A 14,229-nucleotide genomic window follows, 5' to 3' on the forward strand; every position below is an offset into this window, starting at 1 on the left:
GGAGCTCCTCTCGTAGGGCGCGCCCTCGGGCACCGACCCCTGACGGCGAGGCCTGTGCCCCGCCCGTTTTTACCAGTCCGTTATCAGTTTTCCGCAGAATACTCGGTTCTGCAAGCGGACTCCCAGTGCGGGTTCGCGAAGGGCGCGTACGCCGGGCGGGCCCCGGAACGGGCCTCCCTCAGGTCCTTAACACGCCTTTCCGGCAATTGGCTGAGAGTCCTGACCAGGCGATTCCCTTGTGGAGTAACGCAGCGGTGCCGCCGCGGTCACGCCGCGGCGGCACGGGAATCGGTCTTGGAGTACGAGTGGCAATGGGCTGTTCGGACGATTCTCCCGATTGCCTATCGCGTCACCGTCGCACCGGACCGCAGACCGTTCGGACCTTTCGCCCTACTTCCACTCGGCTGCGCTCCTAACGCCATTCGACGTGGTCGTTGAGCTTCGCGATGACGCCGCGCCAGGCGATGGCGGCCTGCTGGGCGTCGTTCTTGCGCAGGCGGCGGCGCGCGAGCTTGCCGCGCAGGCCGCCGTCGACGACGACCCGGAAGGTCTCGTCGAGGTCGTCGAGGGGCGAGCCGGGGGCGAGGGCGCCGACGATGGAGTCGTTCTTGAGCGCGTACCCGAGGTCGCGGCCGACCTCGGCGGCCTTGATGAGGAGTTCGGGCTCCCAGGTGTCGTGGCCGCCGCGGAGGTTGGCGACGACGAGGTCGAGCTCGTAGGTGTCGTCTTCCTCACAGGCGATGTCGGCGACGGCGACGCGCTCCTGGAGCTCGGCGTACTCCTCGATGACGGCCAGGTCGTGGTCGTCGTTCTCCTTGACGTAGGCCACGAGCGCCTCGGGCTCGCGGAAGAGCAGGAGCTTCCCCTTGCGCGTCAAGAAGACCGGGACCTCTTCGGGCTCGGCGTCGAGGGCGTCGACCTCCTCTTCGGGCTCGTCGTCGGCGAAGTCGGCCTCGTCGGGCTCGTCCGCGTCCTCGTCTTCCGCGAGCGGCGCGTCCTCGTCCTCAGGCGCTTCTTCGGCGACCTCGTCCTTGGAGGCCTTGTCCTCGGACACCCCGTCCTCGGGCTCCTCGTCGCGCTTCGCGGTCGGCAGCGTGTCCGACATGCGGTAAGCCCGCAGGGTGAAGCCCGAGTCCTTGCCCAGGTGGAGCTCCACCGGGTCGACGCCGGTCTCGTTCCAGAGCTTGTCGGTCTCGGCGCTGCGCGCCGCCCCGTCCGATTCGGCCGCCATGTCGCGTCCCTCCCGCAGTCGTCAACGTGGTCACAGAGTCCTCTAGCTGGGGAACAGCCTACGACCACATGGCACGGCCACTCGCTCCGGTGCGCGCTTTCGGCACGGGGCGCCCGAAAACGCCGCAGTACTGACGTATCGGCACTTCTCAATACAGGGACGGGCCCGTGCCGCGGCCGCGGCACGGACCCGCCGGTCCAGGTGGTGACGACGGACCCCCGCCGGCGTCGCCGGCAGGGGTCTTCAGGCCTCGTCAGTAGCCGCCGCCCGCGGCGGCGGCCATGCCCGCCGGGTGCCACACGGTCTTGTACTCGGTCCACTGCCGCAGCAGGGCGAGCGAGTCGCCGACCTTGCCCGGGCGGCGCACGACCTTGAGCGTCCCGGCCGCCGCGGCCTCCAGTTCGGCCGCGAGCGCGGCGTCCTCGACGCCGCCGAGGTCGATCCCGTTGACGTCGGCGTGCGCGGCCAGGTGCGGCGCGACCTCGGCGACGTTGCCGCTCAACAGGTTCACCACCCCGCCGGGCAGGTCGGAGGTGGCGAGCACCTCGCCGAAGCTCAACGCGGGCAGCGGTTTCGCCTCACTGCTGAGCACCACGACGGTGTTCCCGGCGGCGATCGCGGGCGCGAGGGCCTCGACCAGGCCCAGGAACGGGTCGTCCTGCGGCGCGAGGACGGCGACGACGCCGAGCGGTTCGGGCTTGGTGTGGTTGAAGTAGGGCCCGGCGACGGGGTTGGCGCCGCCGAGCACCGAGGCGTACTTGTCGGTCCAGCCCGCGTAGTGCACGAGCCGGTCGATCGCCTGCTCCACGGTGCCGAGGGCCGCATGGGGCTCGGCGCCGGTGGCGTCGGCCAGCTCCTCGGCGAACTGCCCGGCGCGGCCTTCGAGCATCTCGGCGGCCCGGTAGAGGATCTGGCCCCTGAGGTAGGCGGTCTGGCCCGCCCACGGGCGCTGCGCCTTGCGGGCCGCGGCGACGGCGTCGCGCGCGTCCTTGCGGCTGGCGAGCGCGGCGTTCGCGAGCTCGGCGCCGTCGGGGCTGGTCACCGGGTAGCTCCTTCCGGACTCGGAGCGGGGGAACTTCCCGCCGACGTACAGCTTGTAGGTCTTCTTCACCCGCAGTCGCTCAGACATCGAGGTACGCCTCCAGCCCTTGGCGGCCGCCCTCGCGGCCGTAACCGGACTCCTTCAGGCCGCCGAAGGGGCTGGCGGCGTCGAACTGGTTGAACGTGTTGGCCCACACCACGCCCGCGCGCAGCCGCTCGGCCGCCCACAGGATCTTGGAGCCCTTCTCGGTCCACACCCCGGCCGACAGGCCGTAGGGGGTGTTGTTGGCCTTGGCGATCGCCTCGTCGGGGGTGCGGAACGTGAGGACGCTGAGCACCGGGCCGAAGATCTCCTCGCGGGCGATCCGCATCGACTGCTGGACGCCGGTGAACACGGTGGGGCGGAACCAGAAGCCGTTCTCGGGCAGGTCGCAGGCGGGCTGCCACACGTCGGCGCCCTCGCCGCGGCCGGTCTCGGTGAGCGCGGTGATGCGTTCGAGCTGCTCGGCGGAGTTGATCGCGCCGATGTCGGTGTTCTTGTCGAGCGGGTCGCCGACCCGCAGCGTCGCGACGCGCTCCTTCAGCCGCGAGAGGACCTCGTCGGCGACCGACTCCTGGACGAGCAGGCGCGACCCGGCGCAGCACACGTGGCCCTGGTTGAAGAAGATGCCGTTGACGATGCCCTCGACGGCCTGGTCGATCGCGGCGTCGTCGAAGACGATGTTCGCGGCCTTCCCGCCCAGCTCCAGCGTCACCTTCTTCTTCGAGCCCGCGATGGACTTCGCGATGGCGCGGCCCACGGCGGTCGAACCGGTGAAGGCGACCTTGTCCACGTCGGCGTCGACGAGCGCGGCGCCAGTGGCCCCGGCGCCGGGGAGGATGTTGACCACGCCCGGGGGCAGGTCGGCCTCCTGGCACAGCTCGGCGAACATGAGCGCGGTCAGCGGCGTCGTCTCGGCGGGCTTGAGCACCACCGTGTTCCCGCACGCGAGCGCCGGTGCGATCTTCCACGCGAGCATGAGGATCGGGAAGTTCCAGGGGATGACCTGGCCGATGACGCCCAGCGGCCGCGGGTCGGCGCCCAGGCCCGCGTAGGCGAGCTTGTCGGCCCACCCGGCGTGGTAGAAGAAGTGCTGCGCGGCGGTGGGGACGTCGAAGTCGCGGGTCTCCTTGATGGGCTTGCCGTTGTCGAGGGACTCGGCGACGGCGAACTCGCGGGACCGCTCCTGGAGGAGCCGGGCGATGCGGAACAGGTACTTGCCGCGCTCGGCCCCGCTCATGGGGCCCCACACGGCCTCCTGGGCGCGGCGGGCCGCGGCGACGGCCTTCGCGACGTCGGCCGCTCCGGCCTCGGCGACGGTGAACAGGACCTCCTCGGTGGCGGGGTTCACCGATTTGAAGACGGCCTCGCCGTCGACGAACTCGCCGTCGACGAAGAGCCCGTAGTGCTCTTTGATCTCGGGCCGCACCGACTCGGGCGCGGGGGCGTACTCGAACATCGCTTAGTCCACCGTCACGTAGTCGGGGCCGGAGTAGTGGCCGGTTGTGAGCTTCTGGCGCTGCATGAGCAGGTCGTTGAGGAGGCTGGAGGCGCCGAAGCGGAACCACTCGTTGCTCAGCCAGTCGTCGCCGAGGGTCTCGTTGACGCACACCAGGTACTTGATCGCGTCCTTGGTGGTGCGGATGCCCCCGGCGGGCTTGACGCCGACCTGGCGGCCGGTGAGGGCGCGGAAGTCGCGCACGGCCTGCATCATGAGCAGCGTGACCGGCAGGGTCGCGTTGACGCCCACCTTGCCGGTGGAGGTCTTGATGAAGTCGGCCCCGGCGTGCATGGCGAGCCAGGAGGCGCGGCGCACGTCGTCGTAGGTGACCAGTTCGCCCGTTTCGAGGATGACCTTGAGGCGGGCCTCGCCCGCGGCGGCCTTCACCGCCTTGATCTCGTGGAAGACCCGTTCGAGGTCCCCGGCGAGGAACGCGCCGCGGCTGATGACCATGTCGATCTCGTCGGCGCCCGCGCGCACGGCGGCCTCGGTGTCGGCCAGGCGGAGGTCGAGCGGGACCTGCCCGGCGGGGAATCCGGTGGCGACCGAGGCGACCTTGACGCCGCTGCCCTCGAGGGCCTCGGCGGCGACGGCGACCATCGCGGGGTAGACGCAGACGGCGGCGGTCGAGGGCGCGTCGCCGTCGGGGCGCACGGCCTTCGCCGCGAGCGACCGCACCTTGCCGGGGGTGTCGGCCCCTTCGAGCGTGGTCAGGTCGATCATGCTGATGGCGAGGTCGATGGCCTGCGCCTTCGACGCCTTCTTGACCGAGCGGGTGGCGAGCCCCGCCGCGCGCGCTTCGAGGCCGACCGCGTCGACGCCGGGGAGGGCGCGGACGAGGGCGGCGGCCTCGGCGCCGCTCACAATTGATCCCATGACCCGATGGTATCCGTCCCTGTAACGACCGCCGTCGCGACGTTCGGCTCAGCGTGTGGTGACCAGCTCACATTAGCCCGGCGAACTGGACGTTAAGGTTGGTAACCGTGGATGTCAAGATCGTCGAACACCCGCTCGCCGCCGAACGGCTCACCGCCATGCGCGACGAGCGCTCGGACTCGCCGAGGTTCCGGGCCGCCCTGCACGAGCTCACCATGATGCTCGTCTACGAGGCCACGCGCGACGTGGCCGTGACCGAATACGAGATCAGGACCCCCGTGGCCCCCGCCAAGGGGTACCGGCTCGGGAACCCGCCCGTGCTCGTCCCGGTGCTGCGCGCCGGGCTCGGCATGGCCGACGCCGCCCAGGCGATGATCCCGGACGCCTCGATGGGCTTCGTGGGCCTCGCCCGCGACGAGGAGACCCACGAGCCGTACGCCTACATGGAGTCGCTGCCCGACGACCTGGCCGGCCGCCACGTCATCGTCCTCGACCCGATGGTCGCCACCGGCGGCTCCCTCCTGCGCTGCTGCGAGATGATCGCCGCCCGCGGCTGCACCGACATCGACCTCATCAGCGTCCTCTGCGCCCCCGACGGCATCGACAAGCTCGCCGCCTCCGGCATCGCCATGCGCATGACCACCGCCGCCGTCGACCCCGAACTCAACGGCAAGGCCTACATCGTCCCCGGCCTCGGCGACGCCGGCGACCGCCAGTTCGGCGCCTACCGCCGCTTCTAGACACGAAAAAGGGCCGGGCGCGCAGCGCCCGGCCCTCATTCGTCGCTGTAGCACTCCCACGGATCCCTCACGATGAACGATCGGTTCATCTCCTGGTGGACTTCCTCGAGATTCGCCGCGAACTCCTCATCGGGTTCACGGGCAGAGTAGTAAGCGATGATCGCGGCGCCGTTCGGATTCGGCGGGGGAGGGTCGTCAGCCACGCTGCCCGTCCAGGCACTTGATGGTCACGATGTTGCATTTCGGTCCCGGAGTGCGCTCGAATTTGCAGTCAACCGTCAACAGCGGAACCTGGAACGCTTCGGCAAGTGCCACGTAGGAGGCATCGTACGTGGTCATGTTCGCCCTCAGTTCCCAGATCCTGGGCAGGTACCATGCGTGCTCATACCGGTCAATGTCCGATTGCATCAGCGATTCCAAGGCCAGGTTGGCTTTCGCCTGATCGAGTTTGCGGCCGAGTACCAAGCCGCGGAGCACTGAGCTGAACTCGAGATCGATGAAGTGCGGCGCTATCAGTTTCTCACCCGCGACTGCCGCGCGTACGCCTTCGCCCAGTTCATCAGAGCTGGTGAGCAGTTCGATCATGGAGGAGGTGTCGATGACGATCATTTGCGGTGCGCTCGGTCCTCCTCGACGGCCGCGAGTATGTCCTCGGTCGTGATCCCGCTGCCCTCGGAGATCGCTCGGCCGCGTGCGACGAGTTCGTCGGAGGTGAGTCGTTTCGAGTCCTGTTCGAGCAGGCGCTTCACGAAGCCCTCTACGGTGGTGTGGTTGTTCTGCGCGCGGAGCCGCAGTCGAGCCATCACGTCTTCGGACACATCGTGGATCTCCAGATCAGCCATGATTCGAGCGTAGGCGACCAGCCGTCGGATTTCATGTTCTGACACGCCGTGCCGAAGGGGCCGGGCGCGTAGCGCCCGGCCCCTTCGTCGTACGGGCGTCAGTGCGGGACGCCGAGGATCGCTGCCATCTCGGCTTTGAGGGCCTCGACGCCGGCGCGGGCCCGTTCGCGGGCCGCGGGGAGGTCGCCGCCGGTGTCCTCGCGGACTTCGAGGTAGGCCTTGAGCTTCGGTTCGGTGCCGGAGGGGCGGCAGACGACACGGGCGTTCGCGGTGGTCACCGTGACGACGTCCGCGTCGGGGAGCCGGTCGAGGTAGTCGGTGACGGGTTCGTCGAGCAGGGAGGCGGGCCGGTTGGCGCGCAGGCGCTTCATGCACGCGTCGATCTCCGAGAGGTCCTCGACGCGGACCGACAGCTGCCCGGTCTCGTAGACGCCGAACTCCTCGGCGAGCTCGTCGAGGCGGTCCTGGAGGGTCGCGAAACGCGCGGCCTGGCCCGCGGCGATCTCGGCGACGACGAGCGACGCGGAGACGCCGTCCTTGTCGCGCAGGAACTCCGGTGCGACGCAGTAGCCGAGGGCCTCCTCGAAGGCGAACGCGAGGTCGGCGCCGGCGCGGGCGAGCCACTTGAAGCCGGTGAGGGTCTCCTCGTACGCGAAGCCGCGCCGCTCGCACATGGCCTTGAGCTGCGTCGTGGAAACGATCGTGGTCGCGTAGGTGCCCTTGTGGCCCTTGCGCATCCAGTGGTCGGCCAGGAGGACGCCGACCTCGTTGCCGCTGAGCTGGCGCCAGCCGTCGCCGGTGGGGACCGCCACCGAGCAGCGGTCGGCGTCGGGGTCGAGCGCGAGCGCCACGTCCGCGCCCTCCTCGGCGGCGAGGGCCTTGAGGAGGTCGATCGCGCCGGGCTCCTCGGGGTTGGGGAAGGCGACGGTGGGGAAGTCCGGGTCGGGGTCGGCCTGCTCGGGCACGAGGGTCGGGGCGGCGAACCCGGCCCGCTCCATGGCCTTGACGAGGGTGGCGCCGCCGACGCCGTGCATCGGCGTGGCGACCGAGGCGAGCCGCTTGGGGTCGTCGGGGTCGACGACGGAGGCGACGGCGGCCAGGTACCGGTCGAGGACGGACTCGTCGAGGGTCTCGCCCTCGTCGCCGAGCGGGATCTCCGAGAGCGGCCCGAGCGCCTCGATCGCGGCCTCGATCTCGGTGTCGGCGGGCGGGACGATCTGCGCGCCCGCGCCGAGTTCCCCGCCCAGTTCGCGGCCGAGATAGACCTTGTAGCCGTTGTCCTGCGGCGGGTTGTGGCTCGCGGTGACCTGCACGGCGGCGGCGCCGTCGAGGTGCGTCACGGCGAACGCGGTCACCGGGGTCGGCAGGGGACCGGGCATGAGGAGCGCGCGACGGCCCGACCCGGTGACGACGCGGGCGGTCTCGACGGCGAAGTCGCGGCTGCCGTGGCGGGCGTCGTAGCCGATGACGACGGGACCGGTCGCGCCCTTGGCGTCGAGCCAGTTCGCGAGCCCGGCGGCGGCGGCGCGGACCACGGCGAGGTTCATGCCGTTCGGTCCGGCGCGCAGGGGCCCGCGCAGCCCGGCGGTGCCGAACTTCAGGCGCCCGGCGAAGCGGTCGGCGAGCTCCTCGGCGGTGCCGGGGAGCGCGTCGAGGAGCCGGTAGAGCTCGTCGCGGGCGGCCTTGTCGGGGTCGTCGGTGATCCACCGCAGTGCCGTGGCGCGCAGCGCATCCAGATTGGTCACGTCCGTCATGGGGAAATGGTCGCATATCCGCCGTCCGCGGGGCCGCTCTTGCGGACGGTGTGGCCTCAGCCGGTCTGGAACGACGCCACGGCCTCGGCGTAGACCTCCTGTGATAGCGACCATGCGTCGGCGTCCCCGGAGATGAAGACGCCGAACGTGGTCCCGTCCCCGGCGTCCACGATGGCCCAGATCGAGTGGCGCTCGGCGCCGGCCTCGTCGAGGTTCGTGCCGGTGTACTCCAGGACCGTGCCGCCCATCCCGGCGATCTCGACGTCGTCGAGCGCGACCCGTTCGAGGTCGGTCATCTCCACGGGCAGGCCGTCGAAGTAGTCCGAGAGGTAGCCCTCGGCGTCGCCGGCGCCGCGGTCGGAGCCGGCGTAGAACCGGACCCACTGGGTGTCGTCCTCGGGGTTGTAATAGGAGACGTAGTCGTCGCCGGCCTGGCCCTCGGGCCACTCGGCGGGGTGGTTCACGGTGAAGCCGTCGCCCTCGTGGGCGGCGGTCTCGAACGACGGGCCCTCGTCCTCCTCGGAGCCCCCGTCCTCCTCCTCGCCCTCGCCGGAGGGGGACTCGCCGCCGGAGGCGTCCTCGGCGGCCGTGGTCGGGTCGGCGCCGCCGGCCCCGCCGCCGTCCCCGGCGAACTGCCACTTGTAGACGCCCCAGCCGAGCACGACCACCAGGAGCACGCAGATCGCGATGACCGACCCGGACTTCCAGCGGTTCGGCTCCGGCTCGGGTTCGGGTTCGCGCACGCGGGGGCGCCCGCCGGTGCCGTCGGCGCGCGGACGCGGCGGCGAGACCTCCTGGTAGGCCGCGGAGGGCCCGCCGCCGCCGTCGTTGCGGTAGGCCGGTCCGGCGGCCATGCCGCCGGTGACGCCGGTGCCGCCCAGCGGCCCGGCGAGGAGGGACGCGAGCTCCTGGCGGACCTCGGGGAGCGAGGCGCGCTGCTGCGGGTCCTTCGCGAGCATCCCGCCCAGGAGCGGCGTCAGCGGCCCGGCGTGGCGCGGGTTCTCCGGCGGCTCCTGCACGACCGCGCGCATCGTGGAGACCGCGTCGCCCCGGTCGAACGGCGGGCGGCCCTCGACGGCCGCGTACAGGGTCACGCCGAGGCTGAAGACGTCGCTGGCGGGCGCGGCCGGGTGGCCCACCGCGCGCTCGGGCGCGATGTAGTGCGCCGAGCCGAGGACCTTCCCGGGGGTCGTGCCCCCCGAGACCTGGTGCATCTGGGCGGCGCCGAAGTCGGAGAGGACGCAGCGCCCGTCGGTGGAGATGAGCACGTTCCCGGGCTTGACGTCCCGGTGGATGATCCCCGCGTCGTGCGCGGCCTGGAGCGCGCCGACCAGCGCCATGCCGATCTTCGCGGCCACGCGCGGGGCCAGCGGGCCGTCCTGCGTCAGGATCTCGGCGAGGCTGCGCGCCTGGAGCAGCTCCATGACGATCCACGGCAGGCCCAGGTGCTCGACCACGTCGAAGACGCGGATGACCGACGGGTGCGAGAGCCCCGCGGCGATCTGCGCCTCCCGCCGGGAGCGGTCGATGAGCTGCGAGCGCTCCTGCGGCGGCAGGTCCGGCGGCAGGAACACCTCCTTGAGGGCCACCTCGCGGCGCAGGACCGTGTCGGTCGCCCGCCACACCGACCCGTTGCCGCCCTTGCCGACGAGGTCGACCAGGAGGTACCGGTCGGCGACCATGTCGCCGGGCCCGGCCCGGTTCGCGCCCGGACCGCCCGCCCCCGGGCGGTGCCCGGGCTCGTCGCCGACCGCGAAGCTCTGCCCGAGGTTCCCGTAGTTGCCGTACGAGGAGCTGTGCCGGTACGAGGAGTCGCCGTAGGAGTCCCCGCCGTACGGGGACCGGTTGTAGGCGCCCGACTGGCCGCCGGCCGCGTCGTAGCCCGAGGAGGCCTCGTACCCGCGCCCGTACCCGGGCGGGTGCGGCTCGGAGCCGGTGAACCTCGCCCCGAACGACGGGTGCGGGTCGCGCCCCGGATCGGCGCCCGGGCCGCCGTACGGCCCTTGGCCTTCGGGGGAGCTCCGCGGGGTCGGCACGGCGCCGGGGCGGGGGTCCTCATAGGCGCCGGGACCACCGCGACCGTAGTCAGATGAGTACGTCATACCGCCACTCCTCGCGAGGGATCCCCACTAGTCTGCCGCGTCCCGGCCACCGGTGTGGAACCGGGGACGCGTAACAGTGCGCTGACGGCGACGTAGACGGCCTTCGTCCGGGGGAGCGGCGGCGCCCCCGGAGCGACCACCATGATCTTCCGAAGACGCAGTTCACAACCTAGGATGGCAGCCATGCAGCCGCCACCGCAAGGCCGAGACGGACTTGAGATCCGAACCGTCTACGGCCCCGACGACCTCGCGCCCGACCTCCAGGAACGACTCGGCGACCCCGGCTCCTTCCCCTACACGCGCGGCGTCCACCCGACCATGTACGCCTCCCGGCCCTGGACGATGCGCCAGTACGCCGGGTTCGCCTCCGCCGCCGAGTCCAACCGCCGCTACCGCGACCTCCTCGCCGCCGGCACCACCGGACTCTCGGTCGCCTTCGACCTGCCCACGCAGATGGGCTACGACTCCGACGCCCCCGAGGCCCTCGGCGAGGTCGGCAAGGTCGGCGTCGCCGTCGACTCCCTCGCCGACATGCGCGTCCTGTTCGGCGGCATCCCCCTCGACGAGGTCTCGACCTCGATGACCATCAACGCCCCCGCGGCCGTCCTCCTCCTGCTCTACCAGCTCGTCGCCGAGGAGCAGGGCGCCGACCCGGCCGCCCTGCGCGGCACGATCCAGAACGACGTCCTCAAGGAGTACATCGCCCGCGGGACCTACATCTTCCCGCCCGCCCCGAGCCTGCGCCTGGTCAGCGACACCTTCGCGTACTGCGCCGCCGAACTGCCGCAGTGGAACACGATCTCCATCTCCGGCTACCACATGGCCGAGGCCGGGGCCACCGCCGCGCAGGAGCTCGCGTTCACCCTCGCCGACGGCATCGAGTACGTCGAGTGCGCCCTCGCCGCCGGCCTGGAGGTCGACGCGTTCGCCCCGCGCCTGTCGTTCTTCTTCGTCGCCCGCTCCACGCTCCTCTCGGAGGTCGCGAAGTTCCGCGCCGCCCGCCGGATCTGGGCCCGCATCATGCGCGACCGCTTCGGCGCGAAGGACCCCCGCTCGATGAAGCTGCGCTTCCACACCCAGACCGCCGGCGTCGAGCTCACCGCCCAGCAGCCCGAGGTGAACCTCGCCCGCGTCACCGTCCAGGCCGTCGCCGCCGTCCTCGGCGGCACCCAGTCGCTCCACACCAACGCCTACGACGAGGCCATCGCCCTGCCCACCGACCGCTCCGCGCGCCTGGCGCTGCGCACCCAACAGGTCATCGCCGCCGAGACCGACCTGTGCGACACCGTCGACCCCTTCGCCGGCTCCTACGCCGTCGAGGCCCTCACCGACGAGGTCGAGGCCGAGTCCCTGCGCCTCATCGACGCCGTCTTCGCGCACGGCTCCGCCGTCGCCGCGATCGAGGAGGGCTTCCAGAAGAGCGAGATCGAACGCAGCGCCTACGCGACCGCCAAGCGCATCGACGCGGGCGAGCAGACCGTCGTCGGCGTCAACAAATACCTCCTCAATGGCGATGACGCCCCCTATAAACCGCTCAAAGTGGACCCCGCGATCGAAGTCGCGCAGGTCGAGCGCCTCGCCGCCCACCGCGCCGGCCGCGACGCCGCCGTGATCGCGTCGTCCCTGGCAGCGGTGCGCGAGGCCGCCGCCGGGACCGCGAACGTCCTCTACCCGCTCAAGACCGCGCTCGCCGCCGGCGCCACCGTCGGCGAGGTCTGCACCGCGCTCGCCGCCGAATGGGGGCGCTACACGCCGAACGAGCACTGGTGACCCCATTGCGCCGTTCGACGAATGGTGACGGGAGTGTCACCGAGCGCCGAAGCGCACAAGGCGTCTGTCGACGCATTCGGTGAACGGGGAAACACTGGTCCGGGGTCGCGTCACCGAGTCGGTGCATTGCCGGGCGTCGGTTGAAAAACCGTGCTGCGGCCGTAACTAATCGGGCTGGCAAGCGTTATGCCTCATGACGGCGGGTTCGGCCGCGGGGCCGTAACCGCCAGTCGTGCGGCCGTGACCCATGGGCGGGAATTGCCCCGGTGCGATTCGCGGGCCGAGCGCAGGTCCCGCCCGGGTTCGGACGGCGGGCGTCGCTCAATGCGGCGCTGACCGCAACGGAGTGCGATCGGATTAAGCTTGGTCGATCGCCCTCCATCGTCTTTGATCCTCGAACGCGAATTGCGAGGCGCGAAGGAATGTACACGCTCACTGCGGAGAAAGTCGTCGAGATGGGTACCGCCACGAAATCCAATGAGCCGCTCCCGAGTGCGACCGCGCCCGAATCGCGTCTCGTGGTACCGGCCGCACTGCCCACGCTCGATAAGGCTGCCCCAGTCGCAGCCGCCGGCAACACCGCTACGGAGCCGCAGGCCATGCCAACATCGCTGCCCGACTTCCTCGACGGCTGGCTCGAAGCGCACGAGGGCGAGATCGTCGCCGCCCGGCGCCACATCCACGCCAACCCGCGCCTCTCGCGCCAGGAGCACGACACCGCCGACTTCGTGGCCGCCCGCCTCGCCGAGGCCGGGCTCGACCCGCGCCTCATCCCCGACGGGACCGGCCTGACCTGCGACATCGGCACCGGCGACCGGATCATCGCGATCCGCGCCGACATGGACGCGCTCCCGATCCACGACCCGAAGCAGGTCCCGTACCGCTCCACGGTGGAGGGCGTCTGCCACGCGTGCGGCCACGACGCCCACACCGCGATGCTCCTGGGCCTGGGCCGCGTCCTGGGCGAACTGGAGCGCCGCGAGGGCCTGCCGGGCCGCTTCCGCCTCGTCTTCCAGCCCTCCGAGGAGCAGTTCCCCTCGGGCGCGCCCACGATGATCAAGTACGGGGCGCTCACCGGCGTCGACGCGATCTTCGCGTTCCACTGCGACCCGCAGTTCCAGGTCGGCCAGATCGGCGTCCGCAACGGGCCGCTGACGGCCGCGTGCGACGTCATGGAGGTCCGGATGCAGGGGCGCGGCGGCCACACCTCGCGCCCGCACCTCACCTCCGACCTCGTCAACGCCATCGGCCGCGTCGTCGTCGACGTCCCGGCCCTCGTGGGCCGGCGCCTGGACCCGCGCCAGTCGGTCGCGATCGTCTTCGGGGCCGTCCAGGCCGGCGAGGCCGCGAACGCGATCCCGCAGGAGGCGCTCGCGCGCGCCACCGTCCGCGTCCACGGCCGCGAGACCTGGGACATGATTCCCGACCTCGTGCAGGAGGTGACCCGCTCGGTCGCCCGCGCCTGCGGCGTCGAATGCGAGATCGACTACCGCCGCGGCGTCCCGCCGGTCGTCAACGACCGCGCCGCCTCGGCGATGTTCGCCGGCGCGACCGCCGCGGCCCTCGGGGAGCAGGCCGTCGTCGAGGCCCCGATGTCCATGGGCGGCGAGGACTTCGCGTACTACCTGGAGCAGGTCCCCGGCGCGATGGCGCGCCTCGGCGTCGGCCGCCCCGGCGAGCGCCTCGACATCCACCAGGGGAACTTCGACATCGACGAGCGCGCCCTCGGGCACGGCATCCGCGTCATGACCCACACGGTCCTCGCCGCCGCCGTCAATCCCGCGTTCTGAGGACACGCGAACGGGCGGGGACGACGTGTCGTCCCCGCCCGGTCTGAAAAGTTTGTCGCCCCGGCGTGTCGCGCCGGGGCTACTCGGCGGTCGGGCGCTTGCGCAGCGCCTCGACGTAGTCCTGCGGGGCGCCCGCGGCCTCCGCGGCGCGCATGATCTCGTCGAGGTACCACTGGCTCGGCAGCCCGCCCTCGAACCCGTCGAACACGTACAGCCACACCTGCCGGTTCGCCTCCAGCGTCGCCGCCTGCGTGTTCATCTTCCGGTAGAGCCCCGAGTTGAGGCCCTCCAGTTCGTCGAGGACCTGGCGGTCGGCCGGGTCCAGGTCGTAGAGCGAGACGAACACCCGCTCGCCGGGGGCCTCGACGACCGTGGCCACCGCCGACTCCCAGCCGAGGTCGGCGCCGGCGAACGTCAGTCGCCAGCCCTCCATCCAACCCGTGCCGACCAGCGGCGAGCGCGGGCAGGTCGCACGCATGCGGGCGGGGTCGAGATTCGAGCCATACGCGGCATAGAGATGCACGACTCGAAGATACCCTTAA

13 protein-coding genes are annotated in these 14,229 nt (G+C 71.5%); 3 read left to right on the top strand and 10 right to left on the bottom strand.

The features are described 5' to 3' along the window. Nucleotides 1–412 precede the first annotated feature (412 nt). The 4 genes from E9998_RS00200 to deoC all read right to left on the bottom strand — a co-directional run bounded on the left by E9998_RS00200 (nt 413) and on the right by deoC (nt 4,689). Complete coding sequence (locus E9998_RS00200) at nt 413–1,231, bottom strand: DNA primase (protein ID WP_136527700.1); 819 nt, start codon at nt 1,229–1,231, stop codon at nt 413–415. 253 nt (nt 1,232–1,484) lie between these two features. Beyond that, nucleotides 1,485–2,360: an aldehyde dehydrogenase family protein gene (locus E9998_RS00205; RefSeq protein WP_136527701.1), complete on the bottom strand. Its 876-nt coding sequence runs from the start codon at nt 2,358–2,360 to the stop codon at nt 1,485–1,487. Continuing rightward, complete coding sequence (locus E9998_RS00210) at nt 2,353–3,771, bottom strand: aldehyde dehydrogenase family protein (RefSeq protein WP_136527702.1); 1,419 nt, start codon at nt 3,769–3,771, stop codon at nt 2,353–2,355. The genes E9998_RS00205 and E9998_RS00210 overlap by 8 nt, the downstream gene beginning before the upstream one ends. A gap of 3 nt (nt 3,772–3,774) precedes the next feature. Next, on the bottom strand, nt 3,775–4,689 hold the full coding sequence (gene deoC, locus E9998_RS00215; RefSeq protein ID WP_136527703.1) for a deoxyribose-phosphate aldolase: 915 nt from the start codon (nt 4,687–4,689) through the stop codon (nt 3,775–3,777). A 107-nt stretch (nt 4,690–4,796) separates the two neighbouring features. Between deoC and upp the strand changes: the two genes are divergently transcribed. Beyond that, nucleotides 4,797–5,429 (top strand): uracil phosphoribosyltransferase, encoded by a 633-nt coding sequence (gene upp / locus E9998_RS00220; protein WP_136527704.1) that lies wholly within the window; start codon nt 4,797–4,799, stop codon nt 5,427–5,429. 35 nt (nt 5,430–5,464) lie between these two features. Here the strand turns inward: upp and E9998_RS25065 are convergent, their stop codons facing one another. From E9998_RS25065 to E9998_RS25640, 5 genes are all read right to left on the bottom strand, one after another. After that, nucleotides 5,465–5,632 (bottom strand): hypothetical protein, encoded by a 168-nt coding sequence (locus tag E9998_RS25065; RefSeq protein WP_158299642.1) that lies wholly within the window; start codon nt 5,630–5,632, stop codon nt 5,465–5,467. Beyond that, on the bottom strand, nt 5,625–6,038 hold the full coding sequence (locus E9998_RS00225; protein WP_136527705.1) for a type II toxin-antitoxin system VapC family toxin: 414 nt from the start codon (nt 6,036–6,038) through the stop codon (nt 5,625–5,627). Before E9998_RS00225 ends, E9998_RS25065 begins: the two co-directional genes overlap by 8 nt. Beyond that, complete coding sequence (locus tag E9998_RS00230; RefSeq protein ID WP_136527706.1) at nt 6,035–6,271, bottom strand: hypothetical protein; 237 nt, start codon at nt 6,269–6,271, stop codon at nt 6,035–6,037. The genes E9998_RS00225 and E9998_RS00230 overlap by 4 nt, the downstream gene beginning before the upstream one ends. Before the next feature lie 98 nt (nt 6,272–6,369). Beyond that, nucleotides 6,370–8,025, bottom strand: a complete 1,656-nt coding sequence (locus tag E9998_RS00235) for a phospho-sugar mutase (RefSeq protein WP_136527707.1) — start codon at nt 8,023–8,025, stop codon at nt 6,370–6,372. Nucleotides 8,026–8,081: 56 nt separating this feature from the next. Further along, complete coding sequence (locus E9998_RS25640) at nt 8,082–10,127, bottom strand: protein kinase domain-containing protein (protein ID WP_204745166.1); 2,046 nt, start codon at nt 10,125–10,127, stop codon at nt 8,082–8,084. 183 nt (nt 10,128–10,310) lie between these two features. On the opposite strand from E9998_RS25640, the gene E9998_RS00245 reads away from it, so the two are divergent. Next, a complete protein-coding gene (locus E9998_RS00245) occupies nt 10,311–11,897 on the top strand; it encodes an acyl-CoA mutase large subunit family protein (protein WP_136527708.1) in 1,587 nt (528 codons plus the stop codon). Between the two features lie 599 nt (nt 11,898–12,496). Continuing rightward, nucleotides 12,497–13,687 carry an amidohydrolase gene (locus tag E9998_RS00250; RefSeq protein WP_192907020.1) on the top strand — a complete coding sequence of 397 codons (1,191 nt, stop codon included), beginning with the start codon at nt 12,497–12,499 and terminating at the stop codon, nt 13,685–13,687. Nucleotides 13,688–13,766: 79 nt separating this feature from the next. Here E9998_RS00250 and E9998_RS00255 read toward each other — a convergent pair whose 3' ends face one another. After that, complete coding sequence (locus E9998_RS00255) at nt 13,767–14,210, bottom strand: gamma-glutamylcyclotransferase family protein (protein WP_136527710.1); 444 nt, start codon at nt 14,208–14,210, stop codon at nt 13,767–13,769. Between the last annotated feature and the right edge of the window lie 19 nt (nt 14,211–14,229).

The organism is Glycomyces paridis (genome assembly GCF_004912155.1).
In the GTDB taxonomy this organism is placed as follows: domain Bacteria; phylum Actinomycetota; class Actinomycetes; order Mycobacteriales; family Micromonosporaceae; genus Glycomyces; species Glycomyces paridis.

Excerpts from the sequence above, each read along its gene's own strand:
- deoC (WP_136527703.1), bottom strand. The coding sequence starts at position 4,689 with ATGGGATCAATTGTGAGCGGCGCCGAGGCCGCCGCCCTCGTCCGCGCC.
- E9998_RS00205 (WP_136527701.1), bottom strand. The coding sequence starts at position 2,360 with ATGTCTGAGCGACTGCGGGTGAAGAAGACCTACAAGCTGTACGTCGGC.
- E9998_RS00235 (WP_136527707.1), bottom strand. The coding sequence starts at position 8,025 with ATGACGGACGTGACCAATCTGGATGCGCTGCGCGCCACGGCACTGCGG.
- E9998_RS00200 (WP_136527700.1), bottom strand. The coding sequence starts at position 1,231 with ATGGCGGCCGAATCGGACGGGGCGGCGCGCAGCGCCGAGACCGACAAG.
- E9998_RS25640 (WP_204745166.1), bottom strand. The coding sequence starts at position 10,127 with ATGACGTACTCATCTGACTACGGTCGCGGTGGTCCCGGCGCCTATGAG.
- E9998_RS00250 (WP_192907020.1), top strand. The coding sequence starts at position 12,497 with ATGCCAACATCGCTGCCCGACTTCCTCGACGGCTGGCTCGAAGCGCAC.
- E9998_RS00210 (WP_136527702.1), bottom strand. The coding sequence starts at position 3,771 with ATGTTCGAGTACGCCCCCGCGCCCGAGTCGGTGCGGCCCGAGATCAAA.
- E9998_RS00230 (WP_136527706.1), bottom strand. The coding sequence starts at position 6,271 with ATGGCTGATCTGGAGATCCACGATGTGTCCGAAGACGTGATGGCTCGA.
- E9998_RS00225 (WP_136527705.1), bottom strand. The coding sequence starts at position 6,038 with ATGATCGTCATCGACACCTCCTCCATGATCGAACTGCTCACCAGCTCT.
- E9998_RS00245 (WP_136527708.1), top strand. The coding sequence starts at position 10,311 with ATGCAGCCGCCACCGCAAGGCCGAGACGGACTTGAGATCCGAACCGTC.